This is a genomic window from Vibrio splendidus, from assembly GCF_024347615.1.
Lineage (GTDB): Bacteria > Pseudomonadota > Gammaproteobacteria > Enterobacterales > Vibrionaceae > Vibrio > Vibrio splendidus.
Window position 1 is genome coordinate 3,039,060 of sequence record NZ_AP025508.1, and the last position, 18,094, is coordinate 3,057,153.

The 18,094-nt window shown below is 44.1% G+C and carries 18 protein-coding genes; 10 read left to right on the forward strand and 8 right to left on the reverse strand.

All coding sequences use genetic code 11. The annotated features are described in order from the left end of the window. The first annotated feature begins 85 nt into the window (after window positions 1-85). From OCU90_RS13475 to OCU90_RS13490, 4 genes are all read left to right on the forward strand, one after another. On the forward strand, window positions 86-775 hold the full coding sequence (locus OCU90_RS13475; protein WP_061022361.1) for a tellurite resistance TerB family protein: 690 nt from the start codon (window positions 86-88) through the stop codon (window positions 773-775). A gap of 205 nt (window positions 776-980) precedes the next feature. Then, window positions 981-1,184: a YaeP family protein gene (locus OCU90_RS13480; RefSeq protein WP_009847436.1), complete on the forward strand. Its 204-nt coding sequence runs from the start codon at window positions 981-983 to the stop codon at window positions 1,182-1,184. A 1-nt stretch (window position 1,185) separates the two neighbouring features. Next, on the forward strand, window positions 1,186-1,377 hold the full coding sequence (locus OCU90_RS13485; protein WP_010436438.1) for a DUF4250 domain-containing protein: 192 nt from the start codon (window positions 1,186-1,188) through the stop codon (window positions 1,375-1,377). A gap of 232 nt (window positions 1,378-1,609) precedes the next feature. Continuing rightward, a complete protein-coding gene (locus OCU90_RS13490) occupies window positions 1,610-1,936 on the forward strand; it encodes a hypothetical protein (RefSeq protein WP_004736794.1) in 327 nt (108 codons plus the stop codon). A gap of 337 nt (window positions 1,937-2,273) precedes the next feature. Here the strand turns inward: OCU90_RS13490 and glyA are convergent, their stop codons facing one another. Further along, window positions 2,274-3,524, reverse strand: coding sequence for a serine hydroxymethyltransferase (gene glyA / locus OCU90_RS13495; protein ID WP_017084166.1), 1,251 nt, complete (start codon window positions 3,522-3,524; stop codon window positions 2,274-2,276). A 347-nt stretch (window positions 3,525-3,871) separates the two neighbouring features. Here glyA and OCU90_RS13500 point away from each other — a divergent pair, with 347 nt between their 5' ends. The 3 genes from OCU90_RS13500 (at window position 3,872) to OCU90_RS13510 (ending at window position 7,132) form a co-directional block, all read left to right on the forward strand. Beyond that, complete coding sequence (locus tag OCU90_RS13500; protein WP_016784986.1) at window positions 3,872-4,474, forward strand: YitT family protein; 603 nt, start codon at window positions 3,872-3,874, stop codon at window positions 4,472-4,474. Between the two features lie 82 nt (window positions 4,475-4,556). After that, window positions 4,557-6,122: a winged helix-turn-helix domain-containing protein gene (locus OCU90_RS13505; protein WP_061022363.1), complete on the forward strand. Its 1,566-nt coding sequence runs from the start codon at window positions 4,557-4,559 to the stop codon at window positions 6,120-6,122. Between the two features lie 101 nt (window positions 6,123-6,223). After that, window positions 6,224-7,132: a hypothetical protein gene (locus tag OCU90_RS13510; protein ID WP_061022365.1), complete on the forward strand. Its 909-nt coding sequence runs from the start codon at window positions 6,224-6,226 to the stop codon at window positions 7,130-7,132. A 145-nt stretch (window positions 7,133-7,277) separates the two neighbouring features. Here OCU90_RS13510 and treC read toward each other — a convergent pair whose 3' ends face one another. The 5 genes from treC to gmhB form a co-directional block, all read right to left on the reverse strand. Further along, entirely contained in the window at window positions 7,278-8,963 is a 1,686-nt protein-coding gene (treC, locus tag OCU90_RS13515; protein WP_061022367.1) for an alpha,alpha-phosphotrehalase, read from the reverse strand. 140 nt (window positions 8,964-9,103) lie between these two features. Continuing rightward, entirely contained in the window at window positions 9,104-10,528 is a 1,425-nt protein-coding gene (treB, locus tag OCU90_RS13520; protein WP_061022369.1) for a PTS trehalose transporter subunit IIBC, read from the reverse strand. Window positions 10,529-10,731: 203 nt separating this feature from the next. Continuing rightward, entirely contained in the window at window positions 10,732-11,676 is a 945-nt protein-coding gene (gene treR / locus OCU90_RS13525) for a trehalose operon repressor TreR (protein ID WP_004734376.1), read from the reverse strand. A gap of 89 nt (window positions 11,677-11,765) precedes the next feature. After that, window positions 11,766-12,101, reverse strand: coding sequence for an MliC family protein (locus OCU90_RS13530; protein ID WP_004734375.1), 336 nt, complete (start codon window positions 12,099-12,101; stop codon window positions 11,766-11,768). A 118-nt stretch (window positions 12,102-12,219) separates the two neighbouring features. Further along, window positions 12,220-12,771 carry a D-glycero-beta-D-manno-heptose 1,7-bisphosphate 7-phosphatase gene (gene gmhB, locus OCU90_RS13535; RefSeq protein ID WP_017079386.1) on the reverse strand — a complete coding sequence of 184 codons (552 nt, stop codon included), beginning with the start codon at window positions 12,769-12,771 and terminating at the stop codon, window positions 12,220-12,222. A 240-nt stretch (window positions 12,772-13,011) separates the two neighbouring features. Here gmhB and metN point away from each other — a divergent pair, with 240 nt between their 5' ends. The 3 genes from metN to OCU90_RS13550 all read left to right on the forward strand — a co-directional run bounded on the left by metN (window position 13,012) and on the right by OCU90_RS13550 (window position 15,610). Continuing rightward, window positions 13,012-14,046, forward strand: coding sequence for a methionine ABC transporter ATP-binding protein MetN (gene metN, locus OCU90_RS13540; protein WP_061022371.1), 1,035 nt, complete (start codon window positions 13,012-13,014; stop codon window positions 14,044-14,046). Beyond that, the gene (locus OCU90_RS13545; RefSeq protein ID WP_061022373.1) at window positions 14,036-14,719 is read left to right on the forward strand and encodes a methionine ABC transporter permease; all 684 of its coding nucleotides are present in this window, start codon (window positions 14,036-14,038) and stop codon (window positions 14,717-14,719) included. Before metN ends, OCU90_RS13545 begins: the two co-directional genes overlap by 11 nt. Before the next feature lie 81 nt (window positions 14,720-14,800). Beyond that, a complete protein-coding gene (locus OCU90_RS13550; protein WP_004734371.1) occupies window positions 14,801-15,610 on the forward strand; it encodes a MetQ/NlpA family lipoprotein in 810 nt (269 codons plus the stop codon). A gap of 92 nt (window positions 15,611-15,702) precedes the next feature. Here the strand turns inward: OCU90_RS13550 and OCU90_RS13555 are convergent, their stop codons facing one another. Both OCU90_RS13555 and OCU90_RS13560 read right to left on the reverse strand, forming a co-directional pair. Continuing rightward, on the reverse strand, window positions 15,703-16,908 hold the full coding sequence (locus OCU90_RS13555; RefSeq protein ID WP_061022375.1) for a carbohydrate porin: 1,206 nt from the start codon (window positions 16,906-16,908) through the stop codon (window positions 15,703-15,705). Between the two features lie 405 nt (window positions 16,909-17,313). Further along, complete coding sequence (locus OCU90_RS13560) at window positions 17,314-18,090, reverse strand: Zn-ribbon-containing protein (RefSeq protein WP_017079382.1); 777 nt, start codon at window positions 18,088-18,090, stop codon at window positions 17,314-17,316. Between the last annotated feature and the right edge of the window lie 4 nt (window positions 18,091-18,094).

Sequence of the window (18,094 nt, forward strand, 5' to 3'; positions counted from 1 at the left end):
AAATAACGTAAGTTAATCCCCTGTTCATCTTTAAATCCGTATATTGGTTTTAACTACTCTTTGACACATTTACATGGAGCTATCGATGGATATCAAAAGCTTACTGAACCAAGCACTTAAATCAGATCTCGTTAAACAAGGCACTCAGAAACTTTCACAAGGGTCTTCAAGTTTAAGTGGCCTAACTCAAGGCAGCAATGGCAAGAGTATCAACAAAAGCACGCTCGGAACCTTCGGTGCAGGCGCAGTTGGCGGCGGACTGTTAGGTGCATTAATGGGCTCTAAGAAAACCAAGAAAATGGGTAAGAAAGCCGCTGGTATTGGTGGCGCAGCGGCACTGGGTGCACTCGCTTACAAGGTCTATAACGATTACCAGTCTAAACAAGGCCAAAGACCGAATGCCGAACAAGCTCAATTTGATGAGAGCGACTCAAACCATAGTGTGCTGATTCTAAGATCTATGATTGCTGCGTCCAAAGCCGATGGTCATGTCGATGAGGAGGAAATGGCCAAGATCGAGCAAGCGGTCGAAAATATGGGCGCGGACTATCAACTGACTAAACTGGTCTCTGAAGAACTGCACAAGCCACTCGACCCAAGTGAGATTGCTCAGCTCGCGACCTCACCTCAACAAGCGAGTGAGATCTATTTAGCGTCTTTGATTGTGGCTGACGAGCAGAACTTTATGGAGAAGGCCTACCTCAAAGAGTTAGCCAAGCAACTCAACCTTGCAGATGAAGTTACTTATCAACTTGAACAGCAGATATCTGGTTAAGCGGTCAATATTAGGCTAATCAATAAATATCATGCTAAGCCGCAAATACACGCTAAGTAGCAGACTAGCAAAGTGATACGCTGAGCATTAACAGAATGAGATATTGAGCAAGAACAAACTAACTCTGAACTTAATCAGATCCACTTTGTTTTTGCTTATCTCTATGTGTATATTGAGATCAGTTATCATTTGGTTAGGTATAAAAATGAAAGTATACGATTGTTGTGATTTGGTGCGTGAACTGTATTCTCAAATTGGCAGTGGCGACCAAGGCTATATCCCTAAAGCGATCACCTGCGCGGTAAAAACATTGAATGACCTTGCTGCAGATGAATCTCTTCCTAAAGAAGCACGTGATCGCGCTGCATTTGCCGCAGCCAATCTGCTGATCTCAGATTTCGAGGACTAATATGAACCTCGCTAATTTTGAAAAGATGGACCCTGTGATGTTGATGAGCATCGTCAACATGAAGTTACGTGACGACTTCGGTGGTGACTTGGATCGAGTGGTCAACTTCTACGAAATCGACAAAGCAGCATTGATCGCTAAACTTGCGTCTGCTGGTTTTGAGTTCCTTCCAGAAGCCAAACAGTTTCGATAGTCATTTAAAACAAGCTTGATTTTGAAAGGCCAACCTCAGTGTTGGTCTTTTTTATTGGTGATACGTATTGGATAAACATGTAGTTAACCAGTTATAAATTATCTGTCTACATCTATACTTTTATATCTTAGAGTCAACGAACGCTCCTTGAACCGAAGCGTATTGTTGTATAGGCTACCTCAAATAGCATATAAAACTCATCACCCAATCTGATGATAGCGAAGGATTAACAATGAAAAGACTCGGACTTTTGGCAGTTTTCGCTGCAACACTGACTGCAGGTTGCGCTTCAAATACACAGCAAGACAACTTTCGTGAAGCCTCTTTTGAGCTGTGTAATACCGAAGTCGATATCTACTCAGTAAGCCATGATGAGCGAATTCGTATCGTCTGTTCTGATGGTTCTAAATTCGCTTTGAACAGCGAAGATACGCTAGAAGTAATGCGTGATATCAATATCGACTATTGTGATGGCGAAGGCTTAGGCAAATTCAACGAGAGCCGCAGCTACTATTCGTTTAGATGTAAGTCAGGTACTTTACTGAGCATCAAAAAGTAAAACCGATACCAACAAACAGCAAAGGGTTGATGTGCAAACATCAGCCCTTTTTTATTACCTGCCTTTCTGTATTCTCAGATAACCCAACGCTCATACCGACCAATACAAAAAAGGCTCCCAACAGGAGCCTTTCAAATCGTATTTTTCAATCAAATAGCTTTAGTTCAAGGAACAGGTGCAGAATCTTCAACACCTTTCCCTAAAACAAAAAGGGACTCAATGAGCCCCTTTAAAGTATTTTTCAAAGTAGTCGTTTGAAATTCTAGGAGAGCACGCGGAGCTTACGGATGTAAGTGAGCATGCTCGACAACGAAGTTCAAATTACTACGCAGAAAAATTAAGCGTAAACCGGTAGACGCTTACAGATTTCTAGTACTTTTGCTTTAGTTGCTTCGATAACAGACTCATCACCCATGTTATCTAGGATGTCACACATCCAACCTGCTAACTCTTTCGCGTCTGCTTCTGAGAAACCACGACGAGTAATAGAAGGAGAACCGATACGGATACCTGAAGTAACGAACGGGCTACGTGGATCGTTTGGTACTGAGTTCTTGTTCACTGTGATGTTAGCTGAACCTAGTGCTGCATCTGCTTCTTTACCTGTGATGTCTTTGTCGATTAGGTCAACTAGGAACAGGTGGTTCTCTGTAGAACCTGAAACGATGTTGTAACCGCGTGCTAGGAATTCAGCCACCATTGCTTTTGCGTTAGCAACAACGCGAGCTTGGTATTCTTTGAACTCTGGCTCTAGAGCTTCTTTGAACGCTACTGCTTTACCAGCGATAACGTGCATTAGAGGACCGCCTTGGCCGCCAGGGAATACTGCTGAGTTTAGCTTCTTGTAAAGATCTTCACCTTCGTTAGAAAGGATAAGACCACCACGAGGACCAGCAAGCGTTTTGTGCGTTGTTGTTGTAACAACGTGAGCGTGTGGAACTGGGTTCGGGTAAACGCCTGCAGCGATTAGACCCGCAACGTGAGCCATATCTACGAAGAAGTAAGCACCTACTTTGTCAGCGATTTCACGCATGCGCGCCCAATCACAAACTTGAGAGTAAGCAGAGAAACCACCGATGATCATCTTAGGTTTGTGCTCGATAGCTAGCGCTTCCATCTCTTCGTAATCGATTTGACCTGCTTCATCGATACCGTAAGGGATGATGTTGTAAAGCTTACCAGAGAAGTTTACTGGAGAACCGTGAGTTAGGTGACCACCGTGCGCTAGGCTCATACCTAGAACAGTATCGCCAGCATTCAGTAGTGCCATGTATACAGCGTTGTTTGCTTGAGAACCTGAGTGAGGTTGTACGTTCGCGTATTGAGCGCCAAACAGTTCACATGCACGTTCGATTGCTAGAGTTTCAACTTTATCTACGAACTCACAACCACCGTAGTAACGCTTACCAGGGTAGCCTTCAGCGTATTTGTTTGTAAGTTGAGAACCTTGAGCTTCCATTACACGTGGGCTTGTGTAGTTTTCTGAAGCGATAAGTTCGATGTGCTCTTCCTGACGAAGAGTTTCTTCTTGGATAGCTGCGAATAGGTCCGCATCGTAATCAGCAATGTTCATGTCACGCTTAAGCATCTGTATCTCCTGACTCAGATTGTACTGAAAGTTTCAAAAAAACCACACAACGACCGAAAGCAAACGTTTCCGTCACCGTTTTGATGTGACGCATTCTACATAATTTGATCTAGGTCATAAAGAGCTAATTGCAATTTTATCATGCAGTTTTTTCATAATCACATATAAGATTCATCATGGTTATTAAGCTTATCCAACCAAAGATGACGCTTACTGTCAATTTTACGCTTTACACCCTGTAAAACGCAGATTACATAGGTTTACCTTAATTTTGCCCCTCAAGCTACCGAAAGCTAAGGTTTTTCTCTACTATGCACGCCTTTATTGGTTAGGTAATTATTAAAACGATGGAAAAACACTCACGTAAAGAAGATTGGGTAGCTATTCTCACTGGCACGTTTTTAGTGGCGTTAGGCGTCTTCTTTTTACAGTCAGCGAACCTGCTTACCGGTGGTACTACTGGCTTGGCTCTGCTTTTGAGTCAATTCTTACCTGTAACCTTCGGTATTTTGTACTTTGTGGCCAACTGTCCATTCTATTTATTGGCATGGAAACGATTTGGCCGTAGTTTTGCCATTAGCAGTGCAATTGCTGGTGCGTTAGTTTCTGTGTTTGCCGATCATTTATACCTAGTTATCTCACTAGAAGTTCATAACGAGATCTACTGTGCTGTTGCCGGTGGCTTATTAATGGGCTTAGGTATGTTAATCCTATTCCGTCACCGCTCAAGCTTGGGTGGCTTCAACGTATTATGTTTGTTCATCCAAGACCGCTATGGCATCTCTGTAGGTAAAACTCAGATGGGCATTGATGCCTGTATTCTGTTTGCGTCTTGCTTCTTCGTATCGCCTTGGGTAATTGCCGTTTCGGTATTGGGCACCGCAGTATTGAACATCGTATTAGCAATGAACCACAAGCCTACTCGTTACTCGGTGAATTACGCGTCTTAATACCCATCCCCCTATGAATTACTAGCTGTTTTTAGTAACAAAAACAGCTAGAATTTAGGTTTTATAAACCGTCGCCTTTTCTATGCAAGATTACCTCTCCAGCGCCAAAGACCAACAAGCCTCTATTTATATTGAAGGCTTGGAGTTCAACCCCAACACACGAGTCTTAAGCTGCGACGAGCAGGTCATTGATTTAGAGCCTCGTTCTATCGAGCTCTTAGAGTTATTTCTTACCAGCGTTGGTCAACCGCTCGCCGCCGAGCACATCATTGAATCTGTCTGGCAAAGCAACTTCATTTCCAAAAATGTTCTGACCAACCGAATCAGTACGTTACGTTCAGTACTTCAAAAACACCTGCCTGATAGCGACGCAACCAAAATACTAGTGACTTACCCACGTAAAGGCTATTTTCTAAACCCAAACTCGGTTAGTTTTGCCGCGACCTCCCCTGAAACTGCACCGAATGATGCAGAACTGGAATCTCCAGTCAGTCAAGAAGGGAATAGATCTAATCCAGTTAACCCTTGGTTAATCGTGGTGTCTTTGGCTTTGCTGATCAGCACTGCGGTAATGGGTTACATGCTTTGGCAATCTCCCACTCGCGCTTCAGAAATTGAACGTGACCAACGATTGATTCCTAAGGTCGAGCTTCTCCTGAACCGATTGGATGCCATTGGTGAGAATTCCAGAAAATACCGAAAAGTCGTAAAAGCATTATTACTTCAACAGCAGATTGAATACGCCTACACCGATCTTGCTAACCAAGATGCGCCAAGCTACTTCCTTGACCCTATTGATAGCTCTCCCTTCTTTCCGGGCGCAAAGAACATGCGTACCAGTGATTACCTGCTTAACATTCAGCTCAAAGATCAAGAAGTGGACAAACGCCTTATCGCAAAGATAAGCCTGATTTACCCAAACTCAGGGAAGCTCGCATTTGGTGGTGTTTACTCTATTGATGTCAATAATATCAGCAGCAGCCTTATGGAGATCAACCGAGAGCTAGCTAACTACTTTGCACTGCCAGCACCATTACCGCCAGAATGGTCAGTCGACAATGCCGAAGTCAGCGAATTGCTAAGTGGAAAAGCCATAGCGCTGGATGACATCAAGCTCAATACCATGACGTCGACTCTGATTGCGCGTCAACTTGCGCTATTTGAAACAGATCAGAAGAAGCTCGTCGCGTTCACTAACCTTATTCAAACTCGTTTTAACCGACTACCAGACGAACTGAAGCTGTGGCTTGGTATCATTCATTTCAAACTAAGAGACCTGCAAACCGCAAAAGAGCTTCTGACCAATACCTCAGGCAACTCTACGATCGAAAATGCGTTGGTTTATATGATGGTTTCTCATATCGCTTATAAGCAAGACAACATGGAGAAGTTTCGCCTGAACTACATGGAGTCTCTAGTTGCCTTATTGAGAGTGGTTCCATCCGAAGATCTATTCGCCCGGCTATCCAAACCAGAATCAAAATCAACCTGCCTGCAACCTTGGAAGAGCTTGAAGCTAAGCGTTAAAGACCCACTTATCATAAAACAGTGGGAAAGCTTAATGCTGAATTACTGCACAGCTGTTGGGCAACAGATCTCAAATCAAAACAAAAAACCATTTAAAATAAACAACTTAAACATAAATTAAGATCTTATGTGACTTCGTTTTTTGCCCTATTTACTCTTCAAACAATAACATTCCTAAAACATAGGGCCCACCAAGGGCTTCCAACTTTAGGAATGTTCAACATGAAAAAAACAATGACGCTGCTAGCGACCTCTCTCTTTGCTCTCTATGGTTGTGGCGGCGGAGGCGGCTCTTCTTCTGGTTCAACAGATGGTAATAAAGGTCCAAACAATCAGGTTGATTACCCGATTGAGAGCTCTGCATTTTCCCCGAAACCAGAAACAACATTGGGCTACTCATTTACCACAGATGGTCAGGCTGAAGGCGTGATGACAATGAACTTCACTCCTGTAAGCGGTGAACTCATTATTGCAGGGTTAAAAGAAGAGACCGGCAATGAAGAGGTCGTTCAAGTTATCAATGACCTCATCAATTACGGCATCACCGAATTTTATGTTTCTGAAGACATCATGACGAATGCTGAAGGTACACAAGAAGACGGCAGCATTTATTTTGCAGGCCCCGACCGTGGGTTACACGAAATCACCAACGCTTACTTCATTGGTAGCCAATACATCACAAGAATGATGTACAGCAGCCCAATGTTCCGTTTGAAAGGAACAGACGTAAAAGAGAGCAACCCGATCATTGATATCAGTGAGGAAACCGTTTCGTTACAAGTCACGTTAGATGGCGAAGCAGTCGCTAACATGCTGAATGACTTTGAAGACCACTCGTGGGTAGCAAGCCTTCCAACTGACGCCTCGTGCCGAGTCACATGGCAACAACAGATTGAAGAAACAGGCGTACGTAAGAGTTTCAAGATCTCTGATAAATCGATCGAAGCTGCGAACCTAACGGAGAAAAACACCTACAACATCAACTGTGAAGGCATGGATTCCGCAGAATTTGGCACATCATCAGAGCGCTGGTTCAACCCTAGCATCGGCTTGATTGAACAGATTGAATTGATGTCTGTAGAGCAATCTACTATTGAAGAATCAGCAGCGATACTGACCTCAATTAGCTAGCCTTGACTTAGATTCACTAAACCTAAGCTTAACCGCGAGCAAACCGCAAACAATAAAAAAAGGCTTTGGGGAGCACTCCAAAGCCTTTTAGCAGCCGAATCCTTTAAGGGGAATGAGAATCAAGCCGATTGAAATAAAAACAAGTCTAACCTTCGATCAAGAGAATACGAGTCTCGTAAGGTCGCAAAACTTGATGATTAGACGCCACTAAACTCTCGCTCACTTGATAATTAGACAACAAGCTCTTAGCCTTCGCCATCTCAAAACGTTCAGGTAAAACGCATTCAGCCTCTTCACCATAGTAGTTGTTAATGCACAGCAGAGTTTGTCCTTCACTTTCACGTGCATACGCAAAAATGGATGAGTGCTCAGGCAGTAGATCTTGATAACTGCCATCCGTAATCACTGGTACTTGTTTACGTAACTCAATCAAACTCTTATAGAAATAGAAGACCGAGTCTTTATCTTCAAGCGCTTGCTCAGCATTGATCTCAGTGTAGTTATTCGCAACATCTAACCATGGCTGTGATAGCGAAAAGCCAGCGTAAGGCTCACTGTTCCATTGCATTGGTGTACGAGAGTTATCACGAGATTTCTGCGCTAAAATCGCCATCATATCTTCATGAGCCACACCATCACGGTTAACCATGATGTCGTACATATTGGTACTCTCTACATCACGATACTGGCTGATCTCGGTGTAACCCGGGTTGGTCATCCCAATCTCTTCACCTTGATAGATATAAGGTGTGCCTTGCATCATGTGCACAGAAGCAGCCAACATTTTAGCCGACTCAACACGATATTGTTGATCGTTACCTAAGCGGCTCACGACTCTTGGTTGGTCGTGGTTACACCAGAATAGTGCGCCCCAACCTTTGCCGTTCAATCCCGTTTGCCAGTGGTTAAAGATCGACTTGAGCTGTAAGAAGTCAAACAGAGCATTAGTCCACTTCTCACCATTGGTGTAATCGACCTTAAGGTGGTGGAAGTTAAACACCATCGATAGCTCGCTGTTATCAATGTTTGAATATTGCTGACAATGCTCCAACGTGGTTGAAGACATCTCGCCGACGGTCACGCTGCCGTATTTCTGGAATACCGCTTCGCTGATCTCTTTTAGATATTCGTGCACACGTGGGCCATCGGTATAGAAACGACGACCATCGCCAATATCATCATTTGGGAAGTCTTGCTGCTTTGAAATCAGGTTAATGACATCGAGCCGGAAACCATCGACGCCCTTTTCAGCCCAGAAGCTGATAACGTCTTTCACTTCTTCACGTACAACCGGGTTCTCCCAATTAAGGTCAGCCTGTTCTTTGGCGAATAAGTGTAGGAAGTATTGTCCAGTCGCCTCATCTAATTCCCATGCATTACCACCGAACTTAGACTGCCAGTTGGTTGGTGCTTGACCGTTTACTGGGTCTTTCCAGATGTAATAATCACGGTATGGGCTGTTTTTGTCACCCAGTGCAGACTGAAACCATGCATGCTCTGTTGAAGTATGGTTTACCACGATATCCATCACGATACGGATGCCACGTTGATGCGCTTCAGACAGTAACAAGTCGAAGTCTTCCATGGTGCCGAATTGAAGGTTAATCGCGTAGTAGTCTGAAATATCGTAGCCATTATCGATCATAGGAGATGCGTAAACTGGGGTTAGCCAAATCGCATCCACGCTCAAGTTTTTGAGGTAATCCAGTTTCGAAATGATCCCTTTGATATCGCCAGTACCTTTACTGCCACTGTCACAAAAGCTCTTTGGGTAGATTTGATAGATGGTTGCGGTTTTCCACCAGCTTTCATCATGTTCAGTCATCGCCATCTCTAACACTCACTTACCAGAAAATATAAAATAAAAATCACCATGTGAATCATGGTCGAATAGCCGTTATAACTAAAAGAAAAAGCTATAAATAAGAGAAAAAGCGATGACTTACTTGAAGTCATCGCTTGTTAAATGCATTACGCGTTGGCGGTTTCTAGCTCGCCTTTCATCTGTGCTCGTTTATAGAAGAACAATGTCAGCGTTATCGGCAGTACAACCGCCACCAGCATCGCGACTAAGTAAATCGACCAATATTGAGGTTGAATCGATAAGATACCCGGCAAACCACCAACACCGATACCATTCGCCATCACACCTGCACTACCACAGATTGCAGCCGCTGCGGCACTGCCGATCATTGCGCTCAGCATTGGGAATTTGTATTTAAGGTTGACGCCGTACATCGCAGGTTCCGTCACACCTAAGTACGCTGAGATTGCAGCGGGTACTGATATGTCTCGCTCGCCTTCACGCTTACTCAAAATAATAATGCCAACTACAGCAGATGCTTGTGCAATGTTTGATAGCGCAATCAAAGGCCAGATTGGTGTGCCACCTAAATCTTGCATCAGTTGCAGATCCACAGCGTTGGTTGTGTGGTGAATACCTGTAATAACCAAAGGTGCGTATAGGAAGCCAAAGACCACTGAACCAAGAATCGCGAAGTCACCAGTCATTGCCACTTTAGCCGCGAATGCCACACCATCACCTAACATACGACCGAATGGGCCAATGAAAGCGTGCGCTAGAATCACAGACAAGATGATCGAGACAAATGGCACGACAACAAGGTACAGATAAGAAGGAACAATGCGCTTAAGGTTGGTCTCAATGAAGGCCAGAGCCACACCCGCTAACATCGCAGGGATCACCTGAGCTTGATAACCGACCTTCTCAATCACGAACAAGCCAAAGTCCCACACCTCAGGTACCGATTTACCTATCATGTAAGCGTTCATCAACTGTGGAGAAACCAAGGTCACACCGAGTGTGATACCCAGAATTGGCGTTCCGCCGAGTTTCTTAACCGTTGCCCAACACACACCAACTGGTAAGAAGAAGAAAATAGCTTCGCCAATCAACCATAAGAAAGAATGAACGGTTGCCCAGAACTGGCTGATCTCAACCAAGGTTTTGCCGTCGAACATGCGAATGTCGCCAATCACATTACGGAAACCAAGAATCAAACCACCCGTAATAATGGCAGGTAGCAGTGGTACGAAAATTTCGGCTAAATGGGAGATACCACGCTCAAGGAAGTTCATATTTTGACGAGCAGCCAACTTCGCCTCATCTTTTGATGATGCATCTTTACCCGTTTGCTCAATCAGAAGTGCGTACACCTCATCAACCTCGGTGCCAATCACGACTTGGAATTGACCTGCGTTCGTAAAGCAGCCTTTTACCAGTTTAAGCTTCTCTAATTCTGCTTTGTTCGCTTGTTCCGTATCGTTCAATACAAAACGCAGTCGAGTTAGACAATGGCTGACACTCGCAATATTCTCTTTGCCACCGACTAACTCGATAAGACGCGCAACGTCTTGCTTCGCTATCTTACTCATACTACCCCACCCTGGTTTCATTCAATTACTCTTCTAAACCATGCAGCTATAACCACTCGATTTAGATTAATGGGAACATTCCCAATTACGGGTATTATAATGCCTTCATGAATAATAAATTAAAATGGGAACAGTCCCATTAATTGAAAGAGATCACACTCTAATTTTAATCTAAGCGGTTCAATTTCGCTTGATTGAGTGAATTATAGAATAGGAGATTGAGTATGATGAGAGATCTCTGCATTGCCTAAAAGCTGAGAGATCAATAGATTAGCGGCTAATTTCCCCGCAGATTGATACCCAGGATCAATACTAAATACTCGAGGGAACAAGAAAGAGAGAAGATCATTGCCACCAACGCCAGTCACCACCACATCTTCACGTTGTAACTCTTGCAGACGTTTGATTACGCCAAGAGCCAGTGTATCACTCGCACAGACAATCGCTTGAGTCGCAGGAGCAAGCACCTCATCCACCAACTGATAAGCGCTTTCATGATGAAGTTGACCAGTACGATAGTTCGCAATTGAACCTGTATTTTCACACCACTCGAGATAAGCCTTAAGACGCAGTTCACCGGTTGATTTGTCACTAGGATCAACGCCAATGAAGCCAACCTCAGAGATCCCCTGATCTGCTAAATGCGTTAATGCACTATTGATCACCTGTTGGTTATCATAGTTAATCGACGTCACGTTCTCGGTATCCAGAGCAATCACCACCGCTTTGTGTTCCCAAGCTTCAATCGCAGGAATATCACAGTCAGTAAAACCGAATACAATGATGCCGTCTACATTGCGACGCTTGAGAACCTGCAGATGTTCATTGGCTTTTTCTCTATCAAGCTGACTTTCCATGATCACCACATCGTAATCCGCTCGATACAATTCGGCCAGCATCGTACTTACCGCTTTGTTTTCAGAAGGAGAGTCCAGACGAGAAATGATTACGCCGATGACTTTTTGACTGCCACCGCGCATAGACTGTGCAGACTTTGAAGGCGAGTACCCAGATTCTTGAATTACTCTTTCCACCCTTTCACGGGTTTCAGGTTTCACTTTTGGATCATTGGTCAGAACGCGAGATACGGTTGACTTACCAACACCGGACAGCTTAGCAATATCGAGAATAGTGAGTTTTTTGCTCATAAAAAGTCTAACGTTAAAGGGAAGAGAGGAAAAAGCGAGGGCATACCCCCTCACTTAACTGTTTGTAAATCCTAGAAGTTAACTATGACTTACTTTCGGCAATTTTTATAGACGACACGACCAAGTTCTAGACGTGCGTTGTCACCTTTAGTGCGTAAAGTGACGCTATTGATCAGTTCAGAGGTTCCATCATCTAAGATGTACTTCGTTCCTGAACCTGCCGCTATTTGAGTTAGGCGATATTCATTCTCTGGCAAACGTAATACCGCTTTTTCATTACCAAGGTAAGCGACCTTAAATGAAGCGTCAGACTCACATTGATAAGTCACGAATTGATCATCCGAGACTGCACCATCAAGCGCCGCGGATTTAGAACACCCGACTAACGCTACCGTACATAGAGATGCTGCCAACAATGCTTTCATACTGCGTTCCTCATCTTTATATAGTTAACGGCGCTGATATCTTATTTATGGGTTAGCACCCCAGTTGACTGGTTAGAACCCACGTAATAAGTAAGCCTGTTAACGGTAGGAAAATGTATCAGCCTTTCAGGAAAGCTGGTACATCTTTAATGCTATCTAGCACTACATTGGCAAGTGCCTCACCCTTTTCAGTCACGGGTTTACCGGTTCTCACCAATACTCTGGTACCAACACCAGCGGCTTCTGCGGCCATCATGTCTTCAGCTTTATCGCCAATCATGACAGAGTTAGCCATATCAATTTTGAGAAAGTCACGCGCAGAAATGAACATACCAGGTTTAGGCTTACGACATTCACAATCTTGCTTGTAGTCGCCAATGCCGTGTTCAGGGTGATGAGGACAGTAATAGATACCATCTAACTCAACGCCATTATCGACAAAGTTCCAATCCATCCACTGCGTCAAAGAAAGAAAACGATCTTCGCTAAACTTGCCACGAGCAATACCAGATTGGTTGGTCACAAGTACCAATAAATAGCCCATATCTTTAAACGCTTTTGCCGCTTCAAACACACCATCGATGTATTCAAAGTCATGCTCATCATGTACGTAGCCATGATCAACGTTAATCACACCATCACGATCTAAAAAAACAGCCGGTTTAGACAAAATTCAGTTCTCTATCAACTCTCTATTAATCATTAATTATTACACGCTTTATTTGCTTCATCACTATCTATTTAGTTTTGCGTTCGTTAACGGTTTGTTTCTACCTTAGCAACACAATCGACGTTTAGCCGTCTAGACGTAAAAATATCTATTGACTTAGATCATAGAACACCATAGCATCGTCTGTAAATCGAGCGAGCTATCGACATATTATTCTGTTCCACCTGCACGGGTTTCTCTATGATTAAAGTGAATCAAGTCAACAAGGTTTTTTATCAAGGCACTAAAGAAATCAATGCCTTAATCGATATCAACCTTCACATACCTCAAGGTCAAATCTTTGGAGTTATCGGCTCTTCAGGTGCAGGCAAAAGTACCCTGATCCGTTGTGTAAATATGTTGGAAGCCCCGACCTCAGGTGAAGTGATTGTTGACGGTATTGACCTGACAAAACTCAGCAAATCAGAACTCAGCGAAGCTCGCCGTAACATCGGCATGATCTTCCAACACTTCAATCTGCTATCTTCTCGTACTGTATTTAACAACGTAGCACTGCCTTTAGAGCTTGCTGGTAGAGATAAAGCTGCGATTGAAGCGAAAGTGAGTGAACTACTTGAGCTTGTTGGTCTATCGGATAAGCGTGATACCTACCCTGCGAACTTAAGTGGTGGTCAAAAGCAGCGTGTCGCGATTGCTCGTGCGCTAGCGTCAGACCCAAAAGTACTGCTATGTGATGAAGCGACCAGTGCGCTGGATCCAGCAACGACTCAATCTATTCTTGAGCTGCTACGTGAAATCAACCGTAAGTTGAGTATCACTATCCTACTGATTACTCATGAAATGGATGTGGTTAAAAGCATCTGTCACGAAGTCGCGATCATTGGTGATGGTGAGCTAGTAGAGAAAGGCACTGTGGGTGAAATATTCGCACACCCTAAAACAGAGCTGGCACATCAGTTCATTCGTTCAACGCTCGATCTAACGATTCCTGAAGATTACCAAGCACGTTTGCAAGATACTCGCGTAAACAGCAGCTATCCACTGGTACGCCTTGAGTTTACTGGCGCAACGGTCGATGCTCCGTTAATGACGCAAATCGCACGCAAATTCAACATCGGCGTTAGCATCTTAAGCTCAGACCTTGATTACGCCGGCGGCGTGAAGTTCGGCATGATGGTTGCTGAATTGTTCGGTAATGAAGCAGACGATAATGCTGCTATCCAATTCCTACGCGACAACAATGTAAAAGTAGAGGTGCTTGGCTATGTCCTTTAGTTTCAACGAGATTGCTGACTGGATCAGCCTTAACAGTAACCTTCTATTAGGCGCAACAGGCGAAACTCTTTACATGGTTGCTGTTGCAGGCATCGTTGGTTTCGCTGTCGGTATCCCATTAGGCGTGATTCTACACACGACTAAAAAAGGTGGTCTGTTAGAGAACACCAAGCTAAACAAAATTCTTGGTGCGGTTGTCAACGTAGGCCGTTCAGTGCCCTTCTTAGTACTGATGGTTGCAATCATCCCACTGACTAAGATGTTGATTGGTACCTTCATCGGTACAACAGCAGCGATTGTTCCACTAACAATTGGCGCTATCCCATTCGTGGCTCGACTTATCGAAAGTGCGCTACTTGAAGTACCAACAGGTCTAGTAGAAGCCGCTCAATCAATGGGCGCAACACCAACACAAATCATCAATAAGGTTCTACTTCCTGAAGCACTTCCGACTATCATCAACTCAGTAACGATTACGTTAGTGACTCTGGTGAGCTACTCAGCAATGGCCGGAACTGTAGGCGGCGGTGGCCTAGGAGATGTCGCGATTCGTTACGGATTCCACCGCTACGATGTGACCATCATGGCTGTGACAGTAGTAATGTTGATTGTGCTTGTACAAATTATTCAATCAATCGGTGATTCATTGGTTCGCCGCGTTGACCACAGATAAAGACTCAGCGTTAAAACGCAAACTATCTAAGACAAGAGTCGTCTGAACCAAATTAAATAGATTTATTAAAAGGAGATTATTATGAAATTTAGCCTTAAAGGTTTACTGACTATCGCAGCGGCAGCTTCAGCGCTAGTACTAGCAGGTTGTGGCGAGAAAGAAGTGGATACTTCTAAAATCAAAGTTGGCGTAATGGCAGGTGCTGAAGCACAAGTTGCAGAAGTAGCAGCTAAAGTAGCAAAAGAGCAGTACGGCCTAGATGTTGAGTTAGTGACTTTCACAGATTACGTAACACCTAACGCAGCGCTAGATGACGGTTCGATCGATATCAATGCATTCCAACACGCACCGTACTTAGATCAGCAAGTGGCTGACCGTGGTTACAAGCTAACAATCGCTGGTAACACGTTTGTTTACCCAATTGCAGGTTACTCTAAAGAAGTTAAATCGGTAGATGAAATCCAAGACGGCGCTCGTATTGCAGTACCAAACGATCCAACTAACCTAGGTCGCTCTCTACTTCTTCTTGAGCAACAAGGTCTACTTGAACTTCGTGAAGGCGCTGGTCTTCTAGCAACCGTTCGTGACATTGTGGGTAACCCTAAGAATCTAACGATTGTTGAACTAGACGCAGCTCAACTGCCACGTTCTCTTGATGATGTTGCACTGTCTATCATCAACACAACTTACGCGAGCTCTATCAACCTGACTCCGCAAAAAGACGGCATCTTCGTTGAAGACAAAGACTCTCCATATGTAAACCTAATCGTTTCTCGTGAAGAAAATCTAAACGCTGAAAATGTACAGAACTTCGTAAAAGCTTACCAAACTGAAGAAGTGTACAACGCAGCTTCTGATATCTTCCAAGGTGGCGTAGTTAAAGGTTGGTAATCAACTAAACGACAGCAACCTATAGATACCCGAAGGGGCTGACATAACGTCAGCCCCTTTTTTAATGATTATGATTTACAAGAAAGTTCGACTTACCACCAAGCTTCCACTTGCATACCAACGCTCATTTCACTGTTTTTACCTTCACCGAAGGCATTGTCATTTTCAGCATCGTTTAGGTAAGTGGCAAAGATACGGAATTCAGGACGAGACCAGAAGCCCACTTGTGGAACCCAGGCCTGAGCGATTGTGAATTTACCACCCGCCCCATCTTTATTATCGATAGTTTCAACAAAGCCACCAATTTCAAGAATGGTACGCATACGCTTATCCCACTTGTAAAGCGGGCGAATTACCGCACTGAAAGAATCATCATCGCTATTATTGGCGCCAACACCGGTTGATGCTGCATAACGAACAGTGTGGCCAAACTCGATGTTCTCGCCAATCGCAAGCACGCCCCAGTTAATCAATCGGAAACCCTCGGCGTCGTTGTTGTTTGCATCACGAACGATGCCTTTACCCGTTCCAAAAGTCGTCATCTGCTCGGCGTAACCAGAGTTAGCAACCTGTAGAATCGTTTTATTGAAGCCACCAGAAAGGTTTTGATTCAAGCTTGCCGTTAGCATTACACTGTCATCCGCGTCGATCGTTTGACCTTGTTTTTCATTGGCGAAGTTCATATCAATGCCGACCTCAAGATCCGCATTTTTCCACAATGGAATCCCGGCATAGCGCACGTCTGCAATCATGGCTGTGGTTTCTTTGCCATCAAAGACATCACCCGTAACGGTGTCTTGAATCAAAGCTACCGATAATTTACCTGGACCCATATTGATGTGTTCAACACCAGCACCAATACCACTGACATCCCAGTAGTAGTTGTCAACAATGTGTACATCATGACGCTGGTAGTAACGTTCACCTGCCCAAATTCCAATGTCCTTATCTTCAAAAAGCCCCACAGCCTGAACATTCAATTGCACCACATCAACGCTTTTATCCGCCGCGTTTTCATCTTGGCCTTGCCAGTACGACAACATGGAATCAACTAAAAATGAAACGTCGTCCTCTGCATACACCTCTTTCTTAAAACCAAACTCACCATACAGGTCATTTTCGTTGCCGAGTCGGCCAACTTTACTCACCTCCCACTTGCTGTTTGAGCCGCCTTCATTACTCAGGCCAACGCCTCCGCGCATGTAACCATTGAACTCCAATGGCGTGGTTTCATCAGCGTATAAATTAGGGGCAAGTAAAGCAGTAGAGAGTGCAGCAGCAATAGGTAACAGTTTCATCGTCCATTCCTTTCAGATCTAGAATCAGGTTATTTTTATAAATGGGAACATTCCCATGGGATCGATCCCATTTATATTGAGAAGAATATAAATTGAAAGAGAACTGATTGATTATTGTGATCAGGCTAACTATTGAGGTAACTAAAAGTTGATGGGTGTTGGATTATTTCTATGAATACGTTGGAGCTACAGAAAGAGGGGAATATCACGTTCTGTACCTACTTGGGGGGGAACAGTAGCGAACAATTAGGGAGTAATAAAGATTGGGAAAAGATAGCTTGTGAGTCGCGAAATCGAGTAAGAAAACAAGATGATAAACGATTGATATAAAGGGGAAATCGATATCGGAGCACTTAAGCAATACTCCGATATCTAAAATACGACGTTTAAATAACCACAGAAGGGTTACTTCAGGTGATCCCAAGAGATGTTTGACACCAATCGACAGTCATCACACTTGAAATAGAAAATATCGTGAATAGGCGTATCAAGCAGCCATTCGCCACCACATTGTGGGCATTTACGCTCTTTTTCAGCTTTTAAGCTAATGCCGCCCACACGGTATAAGTAGTAATACGTTGGGATCTTAGTGAGGTACTCAATGCGCCCTCTCAAGCCCCAGCCGCGTTTGAACAATACGCTTTTGGTATCGCTAATCTCGGTCAGCGTTGCATGTTCAGCACGGCAACCCCCGCCCATTTGTACTTCATCACAGGCTTGCCATTCAGTCTGCCATTTCAACACGGCTTTATGGTCACCATTGAAGGTTGGCGGGTTGCGGTACAAAGGGATCGGCAACAAGCTATCGCCACTACGCAGCGGCGAACAGGTATGCACGAATGTCGTGTATAACACCTGCCAACTTGGCGTTTCATCTTCTGCCACTTCTTCTGAGTTCAGATCTCGACCAAGCAGACGCATCTTAGGTGCTAATAAACTCGCAGCTGATAAGCGTTCAAAACAGACCTTTACGAAATCTGAATGATTACGTGGGTGCAAGCTGTCTTGCTCTGGGCACACAACGCGAACATAGAATTCGCCGTCGCCCATCACGATTGGAAACTCACGGCCTAGCACTTGTCCATTGTAACGAAGTGCATCCATCAAGCCATTAACTGCCTTATCGACAGCGCTGACCGTTGTGTTATCAAAACACTCAAATTGAAGCTCTAGTACGTACATCTAT